This is a genomic window from Methylobacterium sp. ap11, from assembly GCF_900110515.1.
Lineage (GTDB): Bacteria > Pseudomonadota > Alphaproteobacteria > Rhizobiales > Beijerinckiaceae > Methylobacterium > Methylobacterium ajmalii.
In genome coordinates this window covers 100642-120394 of the sequence record NZ_FOEB01000017.1, presented here as the reverse complement: position 1 = coordinate 120394, position 19753 = coordinate 100642, and the positions used below count along the sequence as shown (strand labels likewise).

18 protein-coding genes are annotated in these 19753 nt (G+C 70.5%); 6 read left to right on the top strand and 12 right to left on the bottom strand.

The window, feature by feature from the left end:
* Window positions 1-97: 97 nt before the first annotated feature.
* The 11 genes from BMX97_RS22220 to BMX97_RS22175 all read right to left on the bottom strand — a co-directional run bounded on the left by BMX97_RS22220 (window position 98) and on the right by BMX97_RS22175 (window position 12533).
* Window positions 98-1303 (bottom strand): YeeE/YedE family protein, encoded by a 1206-nt coding sequence (locus BMX97_RS22220; protein ID WP_091753430.1) that lies wholly within the window; start codon window positions 1301-1303, stop codon window positions 98-100.
* Complete coding sequence (locus BMX97_RS22215) at window positions 1300-2286, bottom strand: sulfurtransferase (RefSeq protein WP_244538584.1); 987 nt, start codon at window positions 2284-2286, stop codon at window positions 1300-1302. The genes BMX97_RS22220 and BMX97_RS22215 overlap by 4 nt, the downstream gene beginning before the upstream one ends.
* A gap of 205 nt (window positions 2287-2491) precedes the next feature.
* The gene (locus tag BMX97_RS22210) at window positions 2492-3895 is read right to left on the bottom strand and encodes an FAD/NAD(P)-binding protein (protein WP_091753429.1); all 1404 of its coding nucleotides are present in this window, start codon (window positions 3893-3895) and stop codon (window positions 2492-2494) included.
* A 12-nt stretch (window positions 3896-3907) separates the two neighbouring features.
* Window positions 3908-4033, bottom strand: a complete 126-nt coding sequence (locus BMX97_RS34230) for a hypothetical protein (RefSeq protein WP_280137046.1) — start codon at window positions 4031-4033, stop codon at window positions 3908-3910.
* 66 nt (window positions 4034-4099) lie between these two features.
* Window positions 4100-5722: a chaperonin GroEL gene (gene groL / locus BMX97_RS22205; protein WP_091753428.1), complete on the bottom strand. Its 1623-nt coding sequence runs from the start codon at window positions 5720-5722 to the stop codon at window positions 4100-4102.
* Between the two features lie 30 nt (window positions 5723-5752).
* Window positions 5753-6043 (bottom strand): co-chaperone GroES, encoded by a 291-nt coding sequence (gene groES / locus BMX97_RS22200; RefSeq protein WP_091753427.1) that lies wholly within the window; start codon window positions 6041-6043, stop codon window positions 5753-5755.
* A gap of 293 nt (window positions 6044-6336) precedes the next feature.
* On the bottom strand, window positions 6337-6843 hold the full coding sequence (locus BMX97_RS22195; protein WP_210187665.1) for a hypothetical protein: 507 nt from the start codon (window positions 6841-6843) through the stop codon (window positions 6337-6339).
* A gap of 35 nt (window positions 6844-6878) precedes the next feature.
* Window positions 6879-8492, bottom strand: a complete 1614-nt coding sequence (locus BMX97_RS22190; protein WP_091753426.1) for an ABC transporter substrate-binding protein — start codon at window positions 8490-8492, stop codon at window positions 6879-6881.
* Window positions 8489-9688 (bottom strand): acyl-CoA dehydrogenase family protein, encoded by a 1200-nt coding sequence (locus BMX97_RS22185; RefSeq protein ID WP_091753425.1) that lies wholly within the window; start codon window positions 9686-9688, stop codon window positions 8489-8491. The genes BMX97_RS22190 and BMX97_RS22185 overlap by 4 nt, the downstream gene beginning before the upstream one ends.
* A 23-nt stretch (window positions 9689-9711) precedes the next feature.
* A complete protein-coding gene (locus tag BMX97_RS22180; RefSeq protein WP_091753424.1) occupies window positions 9712-11298 on the bottom strand; it encodes an ABC transporter substrate-binding protein in 1587 nt (528 codons plus the stop codon).
* A gap of 32 nt (window positions 11299-11330) precedes the next feature.
* Window positions 11331-12533 carry an LLM class flavin-dependent oxidoreductase gene (locus tag BMX97_RS22175; protein ID WP_091753451.1) on the bottom strand — a complete coding sequence of 401 codons (1203 nt, stop codon included), beginning with the start codon at window positions 12531-12533 and terminating at the stop codon, window positions 11331-11333.
* Window positions 12534-12667: 134 nt separating this feature from the next.
* Between BMX97_RS22175 and BMX97_RS22170 the strand changes: the two genes are divergently transcribed.
* The 6 genes from BMX97_RS22170 to BMX97_RS22145 are packed head-to-tail and all read left to right on the top strand — an operon-like array spanning window position 12668 to window position 17906.
* Complete coding sequence (locus tag BMX97_RS22170) at window positions 12668-13657, top strand: ABC transporter permease (RefSeq protein ID WP_091753423.1); 990 nt, start codon at window positions 12668-12670, stop codon at window positions 13655-13657.
* 11 nt (window positions 13658-13668) lie between these two features.
* Window positions 13669-14571, top strand: a complete 903-nt coding sequence (locus tag BMX97_RS22165; RefSeq protein ID WP_244538583.1) for an ABC transporter permease — start codon at window positions 13669-13671, stop codon at window positions 14569-14571.
* Between the two features lies 1 nt (window position 14572).
* Window positions 14573-15589 (top strand): ABC transporter ATP-binding protein, encoded by a 1017-nt coding sequence (locus BMX97_RS22160; RefSeq protein ID WP_091753421.1) that lies wholly within the window; start codon window positions 14573-14575, stop codon window positions 15587-15589.
* Window positions 15567-16487 (top strand): ABC transporter ATP-binding protein, encoded by a 921-nt coding sequence (locus BMX97_RS22155; protein WP_091753420.1) that lies wholly within the window; start codon window positions 15567-15569, stop codon window positions 16485-16487. The genes BMX97_RS22160 and BMX97_RS22155 overlap by 23 nt, the downstream gene beginning before the upstream one ends.
* Before the next feature lie 28 nt (window positions 16488-16515).
* On the top strand, window positions 16516-17097 hold the full coding sequence (gene msuE, locus BMX97_RS22150; protein WP_091753419.1) for an FMN reductase: 582 nt from the start codon (window positions 16516-16518) through the stop codon (window positions 17095-17097).
* Complete coding sequence (locus tag BMX97_RS22145; protein WP_091753418.1) at window positions 17097-17906, top strand: MetQ/NlpA family ABC transporter substrate-binding protein; 810 nt, start codon at window positions 17097-17099, stop codon at window positions 17904-17906. The genes msuE and BMX97_RS22145 overlap by 1 nt, the downstream gene beginning before the upstream one ends.
* Window positions 17907-17974: 68 nt before the next feature.
* On the opposite strand, the gene BMX97_RS22140 is transcribed toward BMX97_RS22145, so the two are convergent.
* Entirely contained in the window at window positions 17975-19591 is a 1617-nt protein-coding gene (locus BMX97_RS22140; protein ID WP_091753417.1) for an ABC transporter substrate-binding protein, read from the bottom strand.
* Between the last annotated feature and the right edge of the window lie 162 nt (window positions 19592-19753).

The window sequence follows — 19753 nt, the reverse complement described above, 5'->3', positions numbered from 1 at the left end:
AAGCTTATTTTACATTCGTGCGGATAGGGAGATCGGACTTATTCTCGCTAAGCGCGTTCCCAGGAGATTATTTTTATTCCTGCGCCGCACGTCGTCGTTACGCAGAGAGCCCGAGCCTGCGGCCTAGGCGGAGCGTGACCGTGATGCCGACGAGCATCGCAATCCCGAACACCCAGCCCGACAGGGCGCCCGCCATGATGCCGGAGAGCAGGGTGCCGATGCTGCAGCCGAGCCCGGTCATCGACCCCCAGCCGAGGAGGAGCCCGCCGGACAGGCCGCGCAGCACATGGCTCCGCCCGGGCCGGGTCGGTCGGAACTGGCCGGCCGCGAGCGCCGCCGCGAAGGACGCGACCACGAGCCCGCCGACGAACAGGCCGTTCGGGGTGAGGAGCCCGTCGCGGAGCGCCGTGGCGCAGCCGCGGAACCCGTCGAGTCCTTCCAGTCGCTCCGGCAGCAGCCCGAGGGCGGCAGCCCCCTGCCGGCTGCGCCCGCCGAGTTCCGCCGTGACCCCGAGGGGGCCGAGCCGCAGATAGGCCAGCGTTCCGATCGCCCCGACGGCGAGGCCGCCGAGCCAGGTCGGCCAGCGTGCCACGAACACAGCGTGGAGCGGATCGTGGACAGGGATCGACTGTCGGGGAGGGAGGGGCCAGCGCCGCAGCAGCCAGAGGGCGCCGCCCCCCAGCACCGCGAGCCCGGCGACGAGGCTGCCGCCATAGCCGAGATGGCGCGGCAGCCAGGTCACCGGCGCCTCAACGATACCCGCGAGGTAGAGCGGGTTCCAGGTGAGAAAGCCCAGGATGAAGCCGAGGGCGGCCCCGAGCAGGGCGAAGGGTGCCGTGGGCGAGCCCTCGCCGAGGCGGTAGAGATGGGCGCCGAGGCACGAGCCCGACACCGCCATGCCGGCCCCGAAGGCGAGACCTGCCAGCGCCAGGACCGGACCGACCGGGCCGATATGGGCCCCGGGCGGCAGCCGCGTCCCCGACGGGTCCGGCAGCCAGGCGCCGAACACCACGGTGTAGCCGGCCATCCCCGCCGCCAGCGCGGCGAGGATGCCCAGGACCCCGCGCGGGTCGCCGTGGTCGAGGAAGTCGCGCCACACGCACAGGAAGCAGAAACGCGAGCGCTGGAGCACGAAGCCGAACAGCGCCCCGAAGACCAGCGAAAGGGCGAGGCGGGAGCCGCCGGCCTCGCCCGAGATGTGCCAGGCCCCCGCCGCGAGCAAAGCGGCGAGGCTCAAGGAGAGGCCGGCGCGGACGCTTGCGCCGGCGGGGGCGGCCGTGGTGACCGCCGTACTCGCCGTCATTTGCCGCCCCAGACCGTCCCGGCGAGGTTGACGACCGGCACGCCGACGGCGTTGCCGTATTCGGTCCACGAGCCGTCGTAGTTGCGGGCCGGATAGCCGAGCACCCGGCTCAGCACGAACCAGGAATGGCTCGAGCGCTCCCCGATGCGGCAGGAGGTGATGACCGGCTTCGAGCCGTCGATCCCGGCCTCGGCGTAGAGCTGGCGCAGCTCTTCCACGGATTTCAGCGTGCCGTCCGGGTTCACTGCCTTGCCCCACGGCACGTTAACCGAGCCCGGGATATGGCCGGCCCGCACCGCCAGTTCCGGCACCCCGGCCGGCGCGATGATCTTCCCGGCGAACTCGTCGGGCGAGCGGATGTCGAGGATTTTTTCGTCCCGCTCCTTGCGCGCCACCGCCAGCACGTCGCCGAACCGCGCTCGCAAAGCGGTCGAGGCCGGGGTGACGGCGAAGGTGGAGGCCGCGACCTCCGGCGTGCGGGTGTCGAGAGGGCGCTTCTCGGCCTCCCACTTCTTGCGCCCGCCATCGAGCAGCTTGACGTTGTCGACGAGGCCGTACTGCGCGAAGACCCAGGCGCCCCAGGCGGCGAACCAGTTGTTGTTGTCGCCGTAGAGCACCACGGTGGTGTCGCGGTCGATGCCGAGGCGGCGGGCGAGCGCCGCGAACTTGTCCGGCCCGGCGATGTCGCGGCTCACCGTCTCGACGAGGTCGGTGTGCCAGGCGACGTTGTGGGCGCCCGGGATGTGGCCGCGCTCGTAAATTCCGGGATCGACGCTGACCTCGACGATGCGGAGCTTACGTGAATCGATGTTCTTCTCCAGCCACTCGGTCGAGACCAATGGGCTCTTCTCGGCGTCGCGAAGCGGCACCGTGGTTGAGGTCGCGCCGGCATTCGCCGACGCAGGCGCCGCAGGTAGCAGCAGGGCCGCCAGGGCGGCGCCGGCCAGGGAGGATCGAAACAGGATCTTGCGCATCGTGGTCATCCCCCAGGGATCCTCCGGCCCGCCGGAATCCCGCATCTGGTCTTGCTGGCTGGTTTTGATCTTGCCCGAAGCGACCGCTCATCTCGGCATCTTCGGATATCCAATGATTTCCCTAATGTTTCCAGAAAATCAATTGAAGATATATTTTTAATTTCTGCCGTGAAAGAGATGGTAATTGTTTCGCTCACGGCGAAAACGGCAAGGATTATCTTGATGCCTTGCGCGTGCGCTCGCTGGGATGAGCGCGGCCCGCCGGCAGGCGATCGACCTCCGCAGCGACCAGGGCGGCGACCTCGGCTGCCTGGCTGCGGATGTCCGGCACCGCGACGCATTCCCACACCGTGCCGCGCAGCAGCGGGCCCAGCGTCCAGAGCCGGTCCGGCCGCCCGGCATGCAAGCGGTAATCGTCGCCGGCGGCGAGGCCGAGCCCGAATGCGTCGGGCCGCGCGAGGCCCCGCACGACGAGGCGGCGCAGCAGCGGGTCCCCGGTCTCGTCGATGCGCCCGATCCCGGTGGCGTCGACGATGCCCTGCACCGTCAGGGTCTCGTCCGTGGTGCCGCCCCGGGGTCGGATCGTCACCACGGCCTCGCCGGGGCCGTCCGCGATGGCGAGGATGCGCCCGGCCCGCACGTCCAGGGTGCCGGCGGCGATCTCCCTGGCGATCGCCTCGGCGGCTGGCGGAGCGGCGCGGTGACGATGCACGTCCCAGAACGGCCGCAGGTGGCGCAGGAAGCGCGCTCGCTCAGGCCTCGGGAGGCTGCGCCAGAGATAGCCGATGACCGGGCGAAGCGCGTCGATCACGTCGCGCCAGTCGCGCCCGGAGCGCCCCGCCGCGGCGATCTCGGCCCGGATCCGCCGGGTCAGCCGGGTCAGGGAAGCGAGATCGGCCGCCGTGAGGTCCGGCACCGGCCAGGGTTTGGTCGGGGCGTGAACGTTCGGTACCAGGCCGCGGCGCGACAGGGCGACGATCCGGCCCGGAAAGCCCCGGCCGCGTAAGGAGGCAACCGCGTCGACCATGGTGAGACCGGTGCCGACGACGAGCACCGGCCGGTCCGGGTGCAGCCGGCCAAACTCCTCCGGCCGCCACGGATCGAGCCGATGGCGGCTCGGCGGCGCGCCCGGGCCCGTCAGGTTGCCCATGGCGAGCACAACGCCGGCCACCGCGTAGGAGGCCCCGCCCTCTGTGCGCAAGGAGTATCCGTCCGCGCCCGGGACGAGATCGGTGACCGCATCGTTCACGAGGTGGAGCCGCGGCGTGCCCTCGGCCACGACCGCCTCCGTGAGCAGGTCGCCGAGATAGCGGCCGTAGAGCGCGCGGGGCGCGAAGGTGCCGGCCGGCGTCACTGCGACGCCCGCCCGCTCGTCCTCCGGCAAGCCGCCGAGCCAGGTCGCGAAGTGCTCCGGCCGCTCGGGATAGGCGCTCATGTTGGCGGCGCGCAGGTTGAGAAGGTGGGCGGGGGCCTCGGTGCCGTAGGCGAGCCCCCGCCCGAAGCTGCCGGCCTTCTCGCACAGCAGCACCGACCAGGAGCGGGGCAGGGCGGCCAGGAGATGGAGCGCCGCCATGCTGCCGCTGAAGCCGGCGCCGACGACGGCGATGACCGGGTTCATGGAGACAATCCGTCAGGCGGCGCGCAGCAGGAATGCGAAGGCGGCCAGGATCAGCACGGCGCAGAGCGCAACGACGACGAGGCCGGGGCTCGGTTCGGAGGGATGGAACGGCACGGCCGGATCGGGAAGCTGCGGCATGATTGTCCTCGCGCGACGAGCGGGGGGATAGCGCGCCCCGGAGCAGGTCCGGGGCGCGGCGAGGGATCAGAAGTCCGGCGAGGCCGGGGCCGGCAGGGCGGCCTTGTCCTTCTGCCGGTCGGCGACGAGGGCTTCCGTCGTGACGAGCAGGCCCGCCACCGAGGCCGCATCCTGGAGCGCGGTGCGCACCACCTTCACGGGGTCGACGATGCCGGCCTCGATCAGGTCGAGGTAGGTCTCGGCTTGCGCGTCGAAGCCGTAGGTGTCTGAGTCGCTCTCGCCCACCTTCGCGACCACGATCGAGCCTTCGACCCCGGCATTGGCGGCGATCTGGCGGATCGGCGCTTCGAGGGCCCTCAGGACGATCTTGATGCCGGCCGTCACGTCCGGGTTGCCGCCCTGGAGCGCCGCGACCGCGCCGCGGGCGCGCAGTAGCGCGGTGCCGCCGCCGGGCACGATACCCTCCTCGATCGCCGCCCGGGTGGCGTTCAGCGCGTCGTCGACCCGGTCCTTGCGCTCCTTGACCTCGACCTCGGTGGCGCCGCCGACCCGCAGAACCGCGACGCCGCCCGCGAGCTTCGCCAGGCGCTCCTGGAGCTTCTCGCGGTCGTAGTCGGAGGTGGTTTCCTCGATCTGTCCCTTGATCTGGGCGACGCGGGACGCGATCTCGGACGCCTCGCCGGCGCCGTCGACGATCGTGGTGTTCTCCTTGTCGATCCGTACTCGCTTGGCGCGACCGAGCTCGGCCAGCGTCACGCTCTCGAGCTTGATGCCGAGCTCTTCCGAGATCGTCTGGCCCTTGGTGAGGATCGCGATGTCCTCGAGGATCGCCTTGCGCCGGTCGCCGAAGCCCGGCGCCTTCACGGCCGCGACCTTCAGGCCGCCGCGCAGCTTGTTGACGACGAGGGTGGCGAGCGCCTCGCCCTCGATATCCTCGGCGATGATGAGGAGCGGCCGGCCCGACTGAACCACGGCCTCCAGCACCGGCAGCAGCGGCTGGAGCGACGACAGCTTCTTCTCGTGGATCAGGATGTAGGGCTCGTCGAGCTCGACTGTCAGCTTCTCGGCGTTGGTCACGAAATACGGCGAGAGGTAGCCGCGGTCGAATTGCAGGCCCTCGACCACGTCGAGCTCGGTCTCGGCGGTGCGCGCCTCCTCGACCGTGATGACGCCCTCCTTGCCGACCTTCTCGACCGCCTGGGCGATCAGCCGGCCGATCTCGGCATCGCCGTTGGCCGAGATGGTGCCGACCTGCGCGATGGCATCGGCGGTGGTGATCCTGCGGGCGCGGCCGGCCAGGTCCTTCACCGCCGCGGCGACCGCGAGATCGATGCCGCGCTTGAGGTCGAGGGGATTGAAGTTGGCGGCGACCGCCTTCGCGCCCTCCTTGACGATGGCTTGGGCCAGGACCGTCGCGGTGGTGGTGCCGTCGCCGGCGAGATCGTTGGTCTTCGAGGCGACCTCGCGCAGGAGCTGGGCGCCGAGATTCTCGAAGCGGTCCTCCAGCTCGATCTCCTTGGCGACGGTGACGCCGTCCTTGGTGATCCGGGGCGCGCCGAAGCTCTTTTCGATCACGACGTTGCGGCCTTTCGGGCCAAGCGTGACCTTGACCGCGTCGGCCAGGATGTCGACGCCGCGCAACAGGCGCTCGCGGGCATCCGCCGAAAACTTCACGTCCTTGGCAGCCATGGGGTTCGTCCTTCTCGAATGTTCAAAAAGTCAGGCCGCGATCACGCCGAGGATGTCGGATTCCTTGAGGATCAAGAGGTCCTCACCGTCGATCTTGACCTCGGTGCCGGACCACTTGCCGAACAGCACCCGGTCGCCAGCCTTCACGTCGAGGGGCGTTTGCGTGCCGTGGTCGTCCCGGGTGCCGGGGCCGACGGCGACGACCTCGCCCTCCTGCGGCTTCTCCTTGGCGGTGTCGGGGATGATGATGCCGCCCTTGGTGGTCGCCTCGCCGTCGAGGCGGCGCAGCAGCACGCGGTCATGCAGGGGCCGAAAGGCCATCGGTGGAGCCTCCTGGTTCGTGAATGGGGATCGGACGGGCCCGCATCCGGGGGGCGCATCCGATGGTCCAAAGGTGTCTGGAGGCGTTCGACAAGTCAACGAGATTGTTCTTTTTAAAGAACGAGATCGGGGAGAGGATCTGCCCGCTACGGGCGGCGGACCGAGAAAATTGTCCGCCGCGACCCCAATGCGATGTGAAGCAGACTTGATCGGCGCCGGCACACGACGACGAGGCTGACGGTTGGCTCGCCCGGTCGATGACGCATCGTTCGGTATCCCGAACGCGCGAGGTGTCAGAAGGCCGAGCCCTTCACGGCGACGCCGGCATAGCTCGATCGGGCCTGCACGCCCCAATGCCCGTCCTTGCGCGTCACGATGTAGAGCGACTCGTACGAGCCGATCAGCTTGTTGTCGGCACTGAACCGCGTGAACTGTACCAGGAAGTGCAGCTTGTCGGGGGATTGCTGGACGAGGCGACGCCAGTCCCACCGCGAGCGCGACCAGCCGCTCTTGCCGAGTTCGCGCACGTCGTTCTGCCGGGCATACTCCTCGGCGGTGCTCCAGACCTGGACCTCGTTGCCCGCCAGGCGCACGTGCGGAAAGTTCAGGGTCGCGGCCCAGGCCTTCGGCTCCCCGGCGTTGAACGCCGTCATGAAGTTATCGAGGACCGTGCAGCCTTGCGCCAGCAGTGGGGCCTTCTCGGGCTTTCCGCAATCGTCGGCCCAGGGTGGCTCGGCCCGCGCCGCGGAGGTGGCGAGGGCGAGATAAGAGACGAGAAGGCTGAGCTTGAGCGACGGCATCGAGGCTTCCTCCGGTGAGGCACGGCGGCCGACCATCAGCCGCGCAACCACAACTCCGAAAAGTTCGCCGAGACACCGGTGGCGCCGACCGTGTGGTTCACGACCCGGCGGTTGAACACGGTGATCGACCGGCTGAGGAACAGTGGCAGCACCGGCAGGTCGGCGAGCAGGATCGTCTGAATCGCGTCGATCGCCTCCTTGCGCCGGGCCCTGTCGCCCTCGACCGCGATGGCGGCGAACAGGCGGTCGACCTCCGGATTGGCGTAGCGGCTGGCATTGGTGAAGGCGACGCCCTTGCGGACGTTGTCGCTGGTGAAGAAGCGCTGCAGCCCGACCGTGGGATCGAACATGTTGGTGAAAGGGTGATTGGTGAAATCGAAGTCCCGGTCTGTATAGACCCGCCGAAGGTAGGACGGAAAATCCTGACCGCGAACGGTGACGTCGATGCCGATCCGGGCGAGCGAGGAGCGGATGACCTCGCCAGTGCGTTTGAAGCCCTCGCCGAAGGGCTGGTAATCGTGGGTGAGCGTGAAACGGGTCCGGCCCTTGCGCGGGAAGCCGGCCTCGTCGAGGAGGCGTTCGGCGCGACCCGGGTCGAAGGCGTAACGCGGTACGTCCGGGTTGTAGAATTCCTTGAGCGTCGGGCTCACCACGCTGTCGGAGGGATCGCCGAGCCCGTACCACGCCACCTTGAGCAGGACCGGACGGTCGATGGCGTGGGCGATCGCTTGGCGCACGGCGCGGTGGCGCAGGTACGGGTTGTCGAGGTTGAACTCGATTCCGTAGATCGTCGGGCCGTACTCGTTGCCGCGGCTCTCGAGGCCGAGATGCGGCAGGGCGGCGAAGCGCGCGACGTCGGGCGGGGCCACCGGCGTCGCCCCGCCGAGATCGACGTCGCCGGTCTCGAAGGCCGCCGCCCGCGCGGCCCCGTCCGGGATGATCCGCACCACCAGTTCGTCGAGGTAGGGCTTGCCCGGATCCCAGTAGTTCGGGTTGCGGACGTAAGCCACGTGGCTGCCCGGCACCCATTCGCGGAAGACGAACGGCCCGGTGCCGACCGGCGCGCGGTTCGCCGGGTTGGCGAGCGGGTCGCCCTTCCCCTCGTACAGATGGCGCGGCAGCATCGGCGACTCGGCCCCGGCGAGCGCCGCGAGGAGGTATGGCGCCGGCCGACCGAGCGTGAGCACCAGGGTGTGGGGATCGGCTGCCCGCGCCTCCTTCAGATTGGCGAAGGTCGTACGGCCGCGCGGATGGCTGGCGCGCAGAAGGCCGATCGAGAACGCCGCGTCCGCGGCGGTGAACGGCGTGCCGTCGTGCCAGGTCACGCCCCGGCGCAAGGCGAAGCGGACCTCAAGCCCGTCGCCGCTCACCTCCCAGGCGGTGGCGAGCTGCGGTCGCGGCGTGAGGTCGAAGTCGTAGGTGAGCAGACCCTCGTGGACCTTGGTGCTCGCCTGGATCGCCGGCCCTTCGGTGGTGTTGAAGCAGGCGAGCGTCGTCGGCTCGGGGTGGATCACGAAGTTCAGCGTCCCGCCCCGGCGCGGTGCCTCGGCCTGGGCGGAGGCGACGCCGGGATGGACGAACCCGGCGGCGGCGAGGGCCAGCAGGGTGCGGCGGGAGGGCGCGAAGCCCACGGTCGCACGGTCGCTCATTGGAAGTTGCTCGGCTGCGGGTAGGCGCCGGTCAGGAACCAGGTGCCGACGTTGCGGATCTTGTACTCGGCCGGGTTGTGCAGGGTGTGGGTGCGGACGTTGCGCCAGAACCGGTCGAAGCCGTACGAGGCCGCCGAAGCCCGCGCGCCCATCACCTCGAACACCGTGCTGGTGACGTCGAGGGCGACCGCCCCGGCATGGGCGTTGGCCGCCGCCACCGTGACGGCGGCCTCGCCGCGCTCCGCCTCGGTCAGGTCGCGGCCTCGGGCGAAGGCGGCGTCGATGGCCTGGAGCGCCTTGTCGGCGAGCAGGGTCGCAGCTTGCGTGCGCAGGACGAGGTCGCCGTAGGTGCGCTGGACCCAGGGGTCGTCGGTGTGCTTCTCGACGCCGGAATGCAGCCAGGGCCGCGAGGTCGTCACGGTGTAGTCGCGGGCGGCGAGCAGCGCGCCCTGCGCGCTGCCGATGAACACGTTGAGGAGCACGCTCTGCTGCTGCAGCACCCCGAGCGTCCGGTAGGGACGGCCGCGGTCGAAGCCGTGGTCCAGCACCTCGTCGGCCCGGACCCTGAGATCCGCGAAGGTCACCCGGCCGCTGCCGGTCTGGCGCTGCCCGATGGCGTCCCAGTCGTTCTCGACGATGATGCCCGGCCGGTCGGCCGGCACGGCCGCGAAGGTCCACTCGTGGGAGGCTTCGTCGAGCCAGGCGATCATCAGCGCGTCGGCGACGTGCGAGCCCGAGGTGAAGGGCTTGAAGCCGTTCACGGTGATCCACTCGCCCTCGCGGCGGCCGAACAAGGTTTTCGAGAAGCTGTTGCGGGCGTTACCCCAGAACCAGTTGCCCCCGGCCGAGCGCCGGTAGAGGGCGGCGGCCTGGTCCGGATCGCCGAGGAGGTGGGCGGCGTGGACCGAGCCGAAATGGTAGCCGTAGAGGTGGCCGAGCGACCCGTCGACCTTGGCGAACTCGCGCACGATCCGGAGCGCCGTCGACCACGGCTCGCCGTGGCCGCCATGCTCGCGCGGGATCAGGAGCTTGAGGAGGCCGCTCTCCTTGAGGAGGCGGATCTGCTCGGTCGGCCGGCCGCCGGCCTTGTCGCGCTCGACCGCGTCGCGGGCGAAGATGTCCCGCAAGGCCGCCGCCTTGGCGAGGTAGGGATCGGAGAGGTCGGGCTCGAAGCCGAGGCCGTGGGAGGGGCTCATGCGGGATCTCCTGTCGCGGGTGCTCACGCCTCGAGCCAGACGTCGGCGAAGGTGTCGGACGGGCCGTCGATCGTGGTCGGGTGGTTGGCGACGCGGCGGTTGAGGATCGTCAGGTTGGCACCGGTGACGAGGTTCACGTCCGGCAGGTCGCGCCCGACCTGTGCCTGAAAGGCGAAGAAGAGCGCGCGGCGCCAGTCCCGGTCGGTCTCGACCGCGGCGGCCTCGAGCAGCCGGTCGACCTCCGGGTTGCTGTAGCCGGAACCGTTGGTGAACGGCACGCCGGGGCGAAAATTCTTCGACCAGTACAGCCTCTGCACCCCGACCGTTGGGTCGAAGGAATGGCTCATGCCGTTGCTCATGAAGTCGAAGGCGCGGTCGGTGTAGGTGCGCTTGAACCAGGTCGGCACGTCCTGCGCCCGCAAGGTCACACCGATCCCGACCTTGGCGAGCGCCTGCCGGGTGTAGTTGCCGAGCTGCTGGTAGGCCTCGCTGTAGGGCATGTAATCGTGATGGACCCGGAAGCGCACGCCGTCCGGGCCGCGGGGAAAGCCCGCCTCGTCGAGCAGGGCCTCGGCGCGCCTCGGGTCGAAGGGGTGCTGGGGTGCGTCCGGGTCGTGGAAGGCCTTGAGCGCCGGGCTGACCGCGGAGGGCGCGTCCTGGCTGTAGCCGTAGAAGACGAGCCGGTTGATCGCCGACCGGTCGACCGCATGGGCCACCGCCTGGCGCACCGCGAGGTGCTTGAAGTACGGGTTCGCCAGGTTGAATTCGAGCCGGTAGACGATCGGCTGGTAGTCGTAGCCGCGGCTCTCGATCCGGAGCGACGGGTTGCCTTTCAGCGCGTCGAGCTGGGCGAGCGGCACAGGGGTATCGGGAGCGTAGAGCACCTCGCCGGTCTCGAGGGCCACCGCCCGGGCGTTGGCGTCGGCGATGAAGCGCACGACGATTCGGTCAAGATAGGGCTTGCCCGGGTCCCAATAATCCGGGTTGCGCTCGTACAGGATGTGGCTGCCCTGCACCCATTCCTTGAACACGAACGGACCGGTGCCGATCGGCGCCTTGCCGTTCGGGCTTCCCAGCACGTCGCCCTCGTAGCGGTGCTTCGGTACGATCGGCGTCTCGGAGGCGGTGAGCGCCGCGAGCAGGTAGGGGGCCGGGCGCGACAGCACGATCTCGGCGGTGTGGGGATCGGGCGTCAGCACGTCGACGACGCCCGCGAGCGTGCCGCGCCCGCGCGGATGATGCTCCTTGAGCAGCCGGACCGAATGGGCGACGTCGGCCGAGGTGAAGGGCCGGCCGTCGTGCCACTTCACGCCCTGGCGCAGGGAGAAGCGGTAGCGCAGGCCGTCGCCGCTCACCTCCCAGGCGGTGGCGAGTTGCGGGCGCGGCCGGAAATCGAGGTCGAAGGATAGCAGGCCCTCCGTCACCTTTGGGCTCACCCGGGTGGTCGGCCCGGCGGTGTGGGTCAGGCTCACCAGGGTCGGCGGCTCGGGCTGAATCACCATCGTCAGGGTGCCGCCCCGGCGCGGGGTGCCGGCGCGGGCCGGCAGGGCGAGTCCGAGGCTGCCGGCGGCGAGACCGGCGGTGAAATGGCGACGGGTGAGGGCGGTCATGGCGTCTTAGTCCGGCGGCAGGGCAGGGGGCATCAGGCCGCGAGGGAGACGGGCGCAGCACGCAGGCCCGCCTGGCGCATCAGCGGCAGCACCCGCTCGCCGAAGAAGGCGAGATCGGGCTTGAAGTCGTAGAAGCTGAGCTGCAGCCCATCGATGCCGGCCCGCTTCAAGGCCGCGAACTGCGCCACCACCTGCTCGGGCGAGCCGATCACCCGGATGTTGCCGCCGATCGCCGCATAAGGGTCGGCCCGGCCCTCGCGACCCTTCCAGGCCTGGGCGTCGGAATCGAGCGTGCGAAACCCCTTCGGGCTGAGCGGATCGGCGTGCGCCACGATGGCGTCGGCATAGGCCCAGGCCTCGGCCTCCGTCTCGCGGCAGATCACCAGCGGGTTGATGAGCGTGCGGACCTCGCGCCCGAGCCCGCGCGCCGCCGCCTTCACCCGGGCGGTGTGGTCGGGCAGGGCTTCGAGCGCGCTGTCGATGTCGGCGCCCGCCGGGCTCGTCACGAACACGATGTCGGAGTAGCGCCCCGCGAAGGCGATTCCCGCCTCCGAGCCCGTGGCGTTGACGAGGACCGGGCGGCCGTAGCGGGGCTTCGGGGTCACGAAGCCGTCGCCGAGGCACCACGAGGACTCGCCCGTGAACGAGAACGGCTCGTCATCCTGCCACAGGCGCTGCACCACCTCGACGAACTCGGCCGCGAGCGCGTAGCGCCGGTCGTGCTCGATGCGCGGCCAGCCGAACATCTCGTGCTCCACCGCCCGGTGGCCGGTGACGACGTTGAAGCCGAAGCGGCCGCCGGAGATGTGGTCGAGGGTGGCGCCGAACTTAGCCAGATGCAGCGGGTGCCACGGCCCGTAGAGCACGTGCACGGTGGCCACCAGCAGGATGCGGCGGGTGAGCGCCGACAGGGCCGCGATGCTGGTGAAGGAATCGAGTGCCTGCCCGTCGAGCACGCCGCCGTAACCGCCCTTCGGCAGCCATTGCGACAGCGCGAAGACGAGGTCGAAGCCGAGCCGCTCGGCCTCCAGCACGAGGTCGCGGTTGTAGTCGAAGCTCCAGTCGGTGGTGCGCGGCAGGGTCGAGGCGGTCCAGCCGCCGGCCTGGATCGGCAGGAACAGGCCGAGCAGCAGCGTCTCCGCCAGCGCCCGCGACAGCGGACTGTCCGGGAAATCGGTCGGGCTCGCGAAGCCGGATCGGCCGACGAGAGCGCCCGGAGGATGGATCAGGGTCATGACGAGGCTCGCCCGGGAGGTCATGGGCCGCGGGCCCATTCGATGGCGACATCCTATAGTTGACAAATTAGATCGACAATATCAATTTAGCGCCGTCGCCGCAGCCCGGCGGCCTCGCATCGGAGTGACCCGCAATGGACCGAACACGCCGTCTGCTCCCCGTGCTGGGACGGGCGCTCGCGGATGCGGTGCCGACGGCTCTCCTGATCCTGGTGGTGAACTTCTTCCTCCTACGCCTCGCGCCCGGCGACGCCGCCGAAGTGATGGCCGGCGAGGCGGGGTCTGCGACCGAGGAGACGCTCGCGGCGATGCGCAGCCGCTTCGGCCTCGACCTGCCATTGCTCGACCAGTTCCTGGCCTACCTGAACAACCTCGCCCATCTGAGCCTCGGCTTCTCGCCGCGCTACAACATGCCGGTCGCCGATCTGATCAGGCAGCGCCTGCCAGGCACGCTGATGCTGATGGGCTTGGCGCTTGCCCTCGCGCTGCTCGCCGGTCTCGCTCTCGGCGCGCTGATGGCCCGGGCCCCGGGCGGGATCCTCGACCGGGTCCTCTCGGTGGCGGTGCTGCTGTTCTACTCGGTGCCGGGCTTCTGGATCGGCCTGATGCTGATCGTGCTGTTCTCGGTGAAGCTCGGCTGGCTGCCGAGCGGCGGCGCGCGCACCATCGGACAGGGGCTCACCGGCGTCGCGGCGCTCCTGGATCAGCTCCGCTACATGGTGCTGCCCGGCCTGTCGCTCGCGCTGTTCTACGTCGCGATCTACGCCCGCCTCGTGCGCGCCGCGATGCTGGAGGTGCGGGCCCAGGACTTCGTGCGCACCGCCGCCGCCAAGGGCCTGTCGCCGCTGGCGATCACCCTGCGCCACGTCCTGCGCAACGCGCTCCTGCCGGTCACCACGGTGGCCGGGATGCATGTCGGCGGGCTTCTCGGCGGCGCCGTCGTGGTCGAGACGGTCTATTCCTGGCCCGGCCTCGGGCGCCTCGCCTTCGAGGCGGTGATGGCGCGCGACTTCAGCGTGCTGCTCGGCGTGCTCCTGCTCTCCTCGCTCCTGGTCCTCGTCGCCAACGTGGCGGTCGACCTTATCCAGGCGATCCTCGACCCTCGCATCGCGGTGCGCTCATGACCTCCTCGCCGATGACCCTGCCTCTCGTGCAGGCCCCCGCCGCCGTGGACCGTGGGGCCGCGCTGCCGGCACCCGCGCCGCGCCGGGCCTTGCGGGCCTTCCTGCGCAACCCGACGGCCCTGTCCGGCCTCGCGATCCTCGGCGTGATCGCGGCAGCGGCTCTGGCCGCGCCCTTCGCTTATCCCGACGATCCGCTCGGCATGGTGGCGCAGCCGTTCCTGTGGCCGGGCCAGGATCCGGCCTATCCGCTGGGCACCGATTCCCTCGGCCGCGACGTCGCCGCCGGGATCGCCCACGGCGCCCGGATCTCGCTCCTCGTCGGCTTCGCGGCGGCCGCCACCGGCCTTGCCGTCGGCGTATTGGTCGGCGCCACCGCCGGCTATGCCGGCGGGCGGACCGACCGGGCGCTCGGCCGGCTGATCGCCCTGTTCCAGACCATCCCGTCCTTCATCCTGCTGGTGGTGCTGGTGGCGATCGCGCAGCCCTCGATCCCGGCGATCACGCTCGCCATCGGGGCGACCTCTTGGCCGACGGTGGCCCGGCTCACCCGGGCCGAGTTCCGCTCCTTGCGCGAGAAGGACTTCGTCACCGCCGCCCGTGGCCTCGGCTACGGGCCCGTGCGGATCGTGTTCGCCGAGATCCTGCCCAACGCCCTGCCGCCGATCGTCGTCACCGCCTCGGTGATGGTCGCCTCCGGCATCCTGATGGAATCGGCCCTGTCCTTCATGGGGCTGGGTGACCCGAACGTCGTGAGCTGGGGCAGCATGATTGGTTCGGGCCGGGAGGTCCTGCGCAGCGCCTGGTACCTGACGGCGATCCCCGGGGTCGCGATCGTGCTCAGCGTGCTCGCCCTCAATCTCGTTGGCGACGGGCTGAACGATGCCCTCAACCCGCGTCTCGCCGGGGAGGCGTGAGATGGCGCTTCTCGACGTCCAGGGCCTCGGCATCGCCTTCCCGCGGGCCCGGCCGGTGCAGGACCTGAGCTTCACCGTCGATCCGGGCGAGACGGTTGCCCTCGTGGGGGAATCGGGTTCGGGCAAGTCCCTCACGGCGCTCGCCCTGATGCGCCTCCTGCCGCCGCGCGGCCGGGTCGAGTCCGGCACGATCCGCTTCGACGGCCGCGACATCGGGACCTTGAGCGAGCGCCAATTCCGCGAGATCCGCGGGCGCGAGATCGCGATGGTGTTCCAGGAGCCGATGACGGCGCTGAACCCTGTGCTCACCGTCGGCGTCCAGATCGCCGAGGTCCTGCGCCGGCACGAGTGCCTCCCAGCCCGCGCCGCCCGGGCCCGCGCCGTCGACCTCCTCGACCGCGTCCGCATCCCCGATCCGCACAGGCGGGTCGACGCCTACCCGCACCAGCTCTCCGGCGGCATGCGCCAGCGGGTGATGATCGCCGTCGCGGTCGCCTGCGCGCCAAAACTCCTCATCGCCGACGAGCCGACCACGGCTCTCGACGTGACGATCCAGGCCCAGGTGCTCGACCTCATCGACGGCTTGCGCCGCGACCTCGGGATGGCGGTGCTCCTCATCACCCACGACCTCGGCGTGGTCGGGCAATGGGCCGACCGCGTGGTGGTGATGTATGCCGGCCGCCGGGTCGAGGAGGCGGAGCCGGACGCGCTGTTCGACGATCCCCTCCATCCCTATACGCGCGGCCTCCTCGCCGCCTCGCCCCGCGGCCGGGCTGCTCTTCGCGGGGAGTCCCTGCCGGAGATCCCGGGTTCGATCGCCTCGGCGCACGGCCAGCCCGGCTGCGCCTTCGCGCCCCGCTGCCCGCTGGTCGAGCCGGGCTGCCGCACCGCCCCGCCGCCGGCCGTGGCGCGGCCCGGCGGGCGCATCGTCGCCTGCCCGGTCACGACCGCGATGGCGCGTCCCGTCCTTCCGCCCCGCATTCCCGGTCATCGTCATGACGCTGCTCTCGGTTTCTGATCTCACGACCGCCTATGACGGGGTGCGGGCGGTCGACGGCGTCAGCCTGACGGTCGCGCGGGGGGAAACCGTCGGCCTCGTCGGTGAATCCGGCTGCGGCAAGTCGAGCCTGGCGAAGAGCCTGCTCCGCCTCGTCGAACCGCAAGCCGGCGAGATCGTGTTCGACGGGGTGCCGGTGCGCGGGCTCCGCGGCGGCGACCTGCGGGCCTATCGCCGCCGGGCGCAGATGGTGTTCCAGGACCCCTTCGCCTCGCTCAACCCGCGCCACACCGTCGGCAATATCCTCGAGACGCCGCTCAAGGTTCACGGTCTCGGCGGCCGGGGCGAGCGCCGCGCCCGGGTCGCCCGAGCCCTCGACCAGGTCGGCCTGCCGGAGACCGCGGCGACGCGCTATCCGCACGAATTCTCCGGCGGCCAGCAACAGCGCATCGGCATCGCCCGCGCCCTGGTGGTCGAGCCCCGCCTCGTCGTCTGCGACGAGCCGGTCTCGGCCCTCGATCTCTCGGTCCAGGCGCAGATCCTCAACCTGCTCGCCGCGATGCGCCGCGAGCTCGGCCTCGCCTACCTGTTCGTCTCGCACGACCTGTCGGTGGTCGAGCACGTCGCCGACCGGGTGCTGGTGATGTATCTCGGCCGCATCGTCGAGAGCGCGCCGACCGCGGCCCTGTGGGCCGCTCCGCGCCATCCCTATACCCGCGCCCTCATCGCGGCGGTGCCGGACCCTTCGCGAAAGCGCCAGGCGCCGCCGCTCGGCGGCGACCCGCCGAGCCCGACCGACGTGCCGGCCGGCTGCCGTTTCCACCCCCGTTGCCCGCTGGCGACCGACCTCTGCCGCCGCGACGATCCGGCCCTGCGCCCGGTCGCGGAGGCGCACGCCGTCGCCTGCCACCACGCCTGACCGAATCCCCCAGCAAGAGGATTTTTCCATGAGCCTGCGCCAGACCACCCGCTTCCGCATCGTCGGCTTCAGCGGCAACACCCACCGGCCGTCGAAGTCGCGGGCCCTCGTCGGCGCCATCGCCGAGGCGGTCGCCGCGCGCCGGCCCGTCGACGTCCAGCTCCTCGACATCCTCGACGGCGGGCCGGAACTCGGCGCCGCCTACACCCCGAACGACATGAGCGCCCGCGGCGCCGCCCTGGTTCGGGCGATCGCGGAGGCCGACGCCCTGATCGTGGCGAGCCCGGTCTACCAGGGCTCCTATGCCGGCCTGTTCAAGCACGTCTTCGACCTAATCGACCCGGCGGCGCTGGCTGACCGACCGGTGATCGTCGCGGCGACCGGCGGCGGGCACCGCCACGCCCTCGTCGTCGAGCACCAGCTGCGGCCGCTCTTCGGGTTCTTCGGCGCCCACACGGTGGCGACCTCGGTCTATGCCAGCGACGCCGAGTTCAGCGACGGCCGCCCCGCCGACGCCGCCCTGGAGGCCCGGATCGCCTTGGCCGCCGGCCAGCTCGTCGAGGCCCTGGCGCACCGTACGCCCCGCGCCGCGGTTCCGGTGGCCGCCTGATGACCCGCTTCCTCACCCGCCGGGCCCTCCTCGGCACCGCGCTCGCGGCTTCCGCCTTCGGAGGCGTCCGCGTCAGTCCCGCCCGGGCCGCGGCGCCCTTGCGCATCGGCACCACCGCCGGCCCGGTCGCCCAAACCCTCGACGTCGCCGCAAAGCTCGCCAAAGCGCAGGGGCAGAGCGTCGAGATCGTCGAGTTCACCGACTGGGTCACCCCGAACGAGGCGGTGGCGACCGGCAGCCTCGACGCCAACCTGTTCCAGCACGTGCCCTTCCTCACCAGCGCCATCAAGGCGCGGGGCTACGCCCTGGTGCCGGTGGCGCCGGCCATCATCCTGCCGGTCGGCCTGTTCTCGAAGTCGGTGAAGCGCCTGGAGGACGTGCCGAAGGGTGCCTCGGTCGCCATCGCCAACGACCCGGTCAACGCCGCCCGCGGCCTGCACCTGCTCGAGAAGGCCGGCCTCCTCTCCCTCAAGCCGGGCCTCGGAGACGCGGTCACCGTGGCGGACGTCGTGCAGAACCCGAAGGGCTTGCGCATCCTCGAACTCGATGCCGCTCAGCTCCCCCGCGTCCTCGACGACGTGGCCCTGGCCCAGATCAGCTTCACCTACCTGATCGCCTCCGGCGGCGACCCGAAGACCGCTCTCATCACAGACGGGACCGGCGACAAGCACTACACGCTGAGCTTCGTGGCGCGTCCGGACAACCGCGACGACCCGCGGCTCACCGCCTTCATCGCCACCTACCGCTCGCCGGAGGTGAAGCGGTTCCTGCTCGACCGCTACAGTGGTTTCCTCGAGCCGGCGTGGTAGGGGCGGGGCCGGGACACCCGGCCTCCCGTTTGTGAGCCTGGAAGCAGGGAGGGGCCTGCGGGCGCTCCTCACGCCTCCCGCGGGTCAATGTACAAATCCGCAAAATTGCCGGTGATCCCCTCGGCGCCGGGGGCGAAGTTCTTCACCTTGCGGTGCGCTACGATGATGCCGGAGGGCGCGATCAGGTCGACCGACGGCAGGTCGGCGCGGATGCGGCGCTGGAAGGCGACGAACAGGTCGCGGCGGCGCGCCTCGTCGGGCTCGACCGCAGCGGCTTCGAGCAGGCGGTCGACCTCCGGGTCGGCGTAATGCGCGGCGTTCGAGAACGGCAGGCCGAGCTTGAAGTTCTTCGACCAGTAGGCGCGCTGCACCCCGATCGTCGGATCGAAGGTGTTCGACAAGGACTCGATCGTCACGTCGAAGGCACGGTCGCGGTAGACCCGGGTGAGGTAGGTCGCGAGATCCAGGCGCTGGAAGTCGACCGCGATGCCGATCCGCGTCAGCGCCTGGCGGATGAAGTCGCCGTAGCGCCCTTCCAAGAACGGGTTGAGGGTGAGCCGGAGCGGGAAGCGGGTGCCGCCAGGACCGCGGCGGTGGCCGGCCTCGTCGAGCAAAGCCTCGGCCCGCTTCACGTCGAACGACACCGGCCCGAGGCTCGCGTCGTGAAATTTCGGATGCACGACGCTGACCGGGGTCGGCGAGACGGCGCCGTGCCCGAAATACACCGCCGCCAGCAATGCCTTGAGGTCGATGGCGTGCGCCACCGCCCGGCGCACCCGTAAGTCTTGCAGCACGCCGGTGTCGAGGTTGAAGAAGAGTTGGGTCTGGGGCCCGGAATAGGCGTAGGTCGTGGTGTCGACCACGAGCTTCGGCAGCGCCCGCAGGCGGGCGAGATCCGCGAGCGGGACCGGGTTGCCGCCGAGATCGACCTCGCCGGCCTCGAACGCCGCCGCCCGGGCGCCCGGATCGGTGATGATCCGCATCACGATCCGGTCGAGATAGGGCTTGCCCTCGTCCCAGTAGTGCGGGTTGCGCTCGAACAGGAGGTGGCTGCCCGGCACCCACTCCTTGAGCATGAACGGCCCGGTGCCGATGGTCTGGGCGAGGCTCGCGCTCGCCTCCGGCCGGATCTCCTCGTAGATGTGGCGCGGCACGATGGGGGATTCCGCCCCCGCGAAGGCGCTGATCAGGAACGGGGCTGGCCGCGACAGCACGATCTCGACGCTGTGGGGATCGGGCGTGCGCACCTCGGCGACGTTGGCGAAGGTGATGCGCCCGCGCGGATGCGCTTCGCGCAGGCGCAGGAGCGAGAACGCCACGTCGGCGGCGGTGAACGGTGTACCGTCGTGCCAGGTCACCCCGCGCCGCAGGGCGAAGCGGTAGCGCAGGCCATCCGGGCTGATCGCCCACTCCGTGGCGAGGTTCGGCAGCGGGGTCATGTCGTAGGCGTAGCGCAGCAGCCCCTCGTTGATCTTGCTGCCGATGGTCTGGCCGGTGCCCGACGTGGTGTTGATGGCGATGATCGCCTGCGGCTCGGGAAAGAACACCCAGTTCAGGGTGCCGCCGCGGACCGGCGTCTCGGCCTGGGCCGAGAGGAGCGGGGAGCCGGGCGTGATGGCCGGCAGGGTGGCGCCCGCGGCGGCGCTCAGGAGCAGGCGGGTCGCATGGCGGCGCGTGAGGGACATGACGCGGGCGCTCCAGGATGAGTGGGGATTTGCGGTTCGTTCTTTTAAACAAACAATACCTGGGAGACCAGAATCATATTGGTTTGCGTGCAATCGAGTTGCTTGCGCTAACAGGTAAAATTTGGCGATAACGCCGGTTGTTTCCTATGTGTGGCGCTGAGA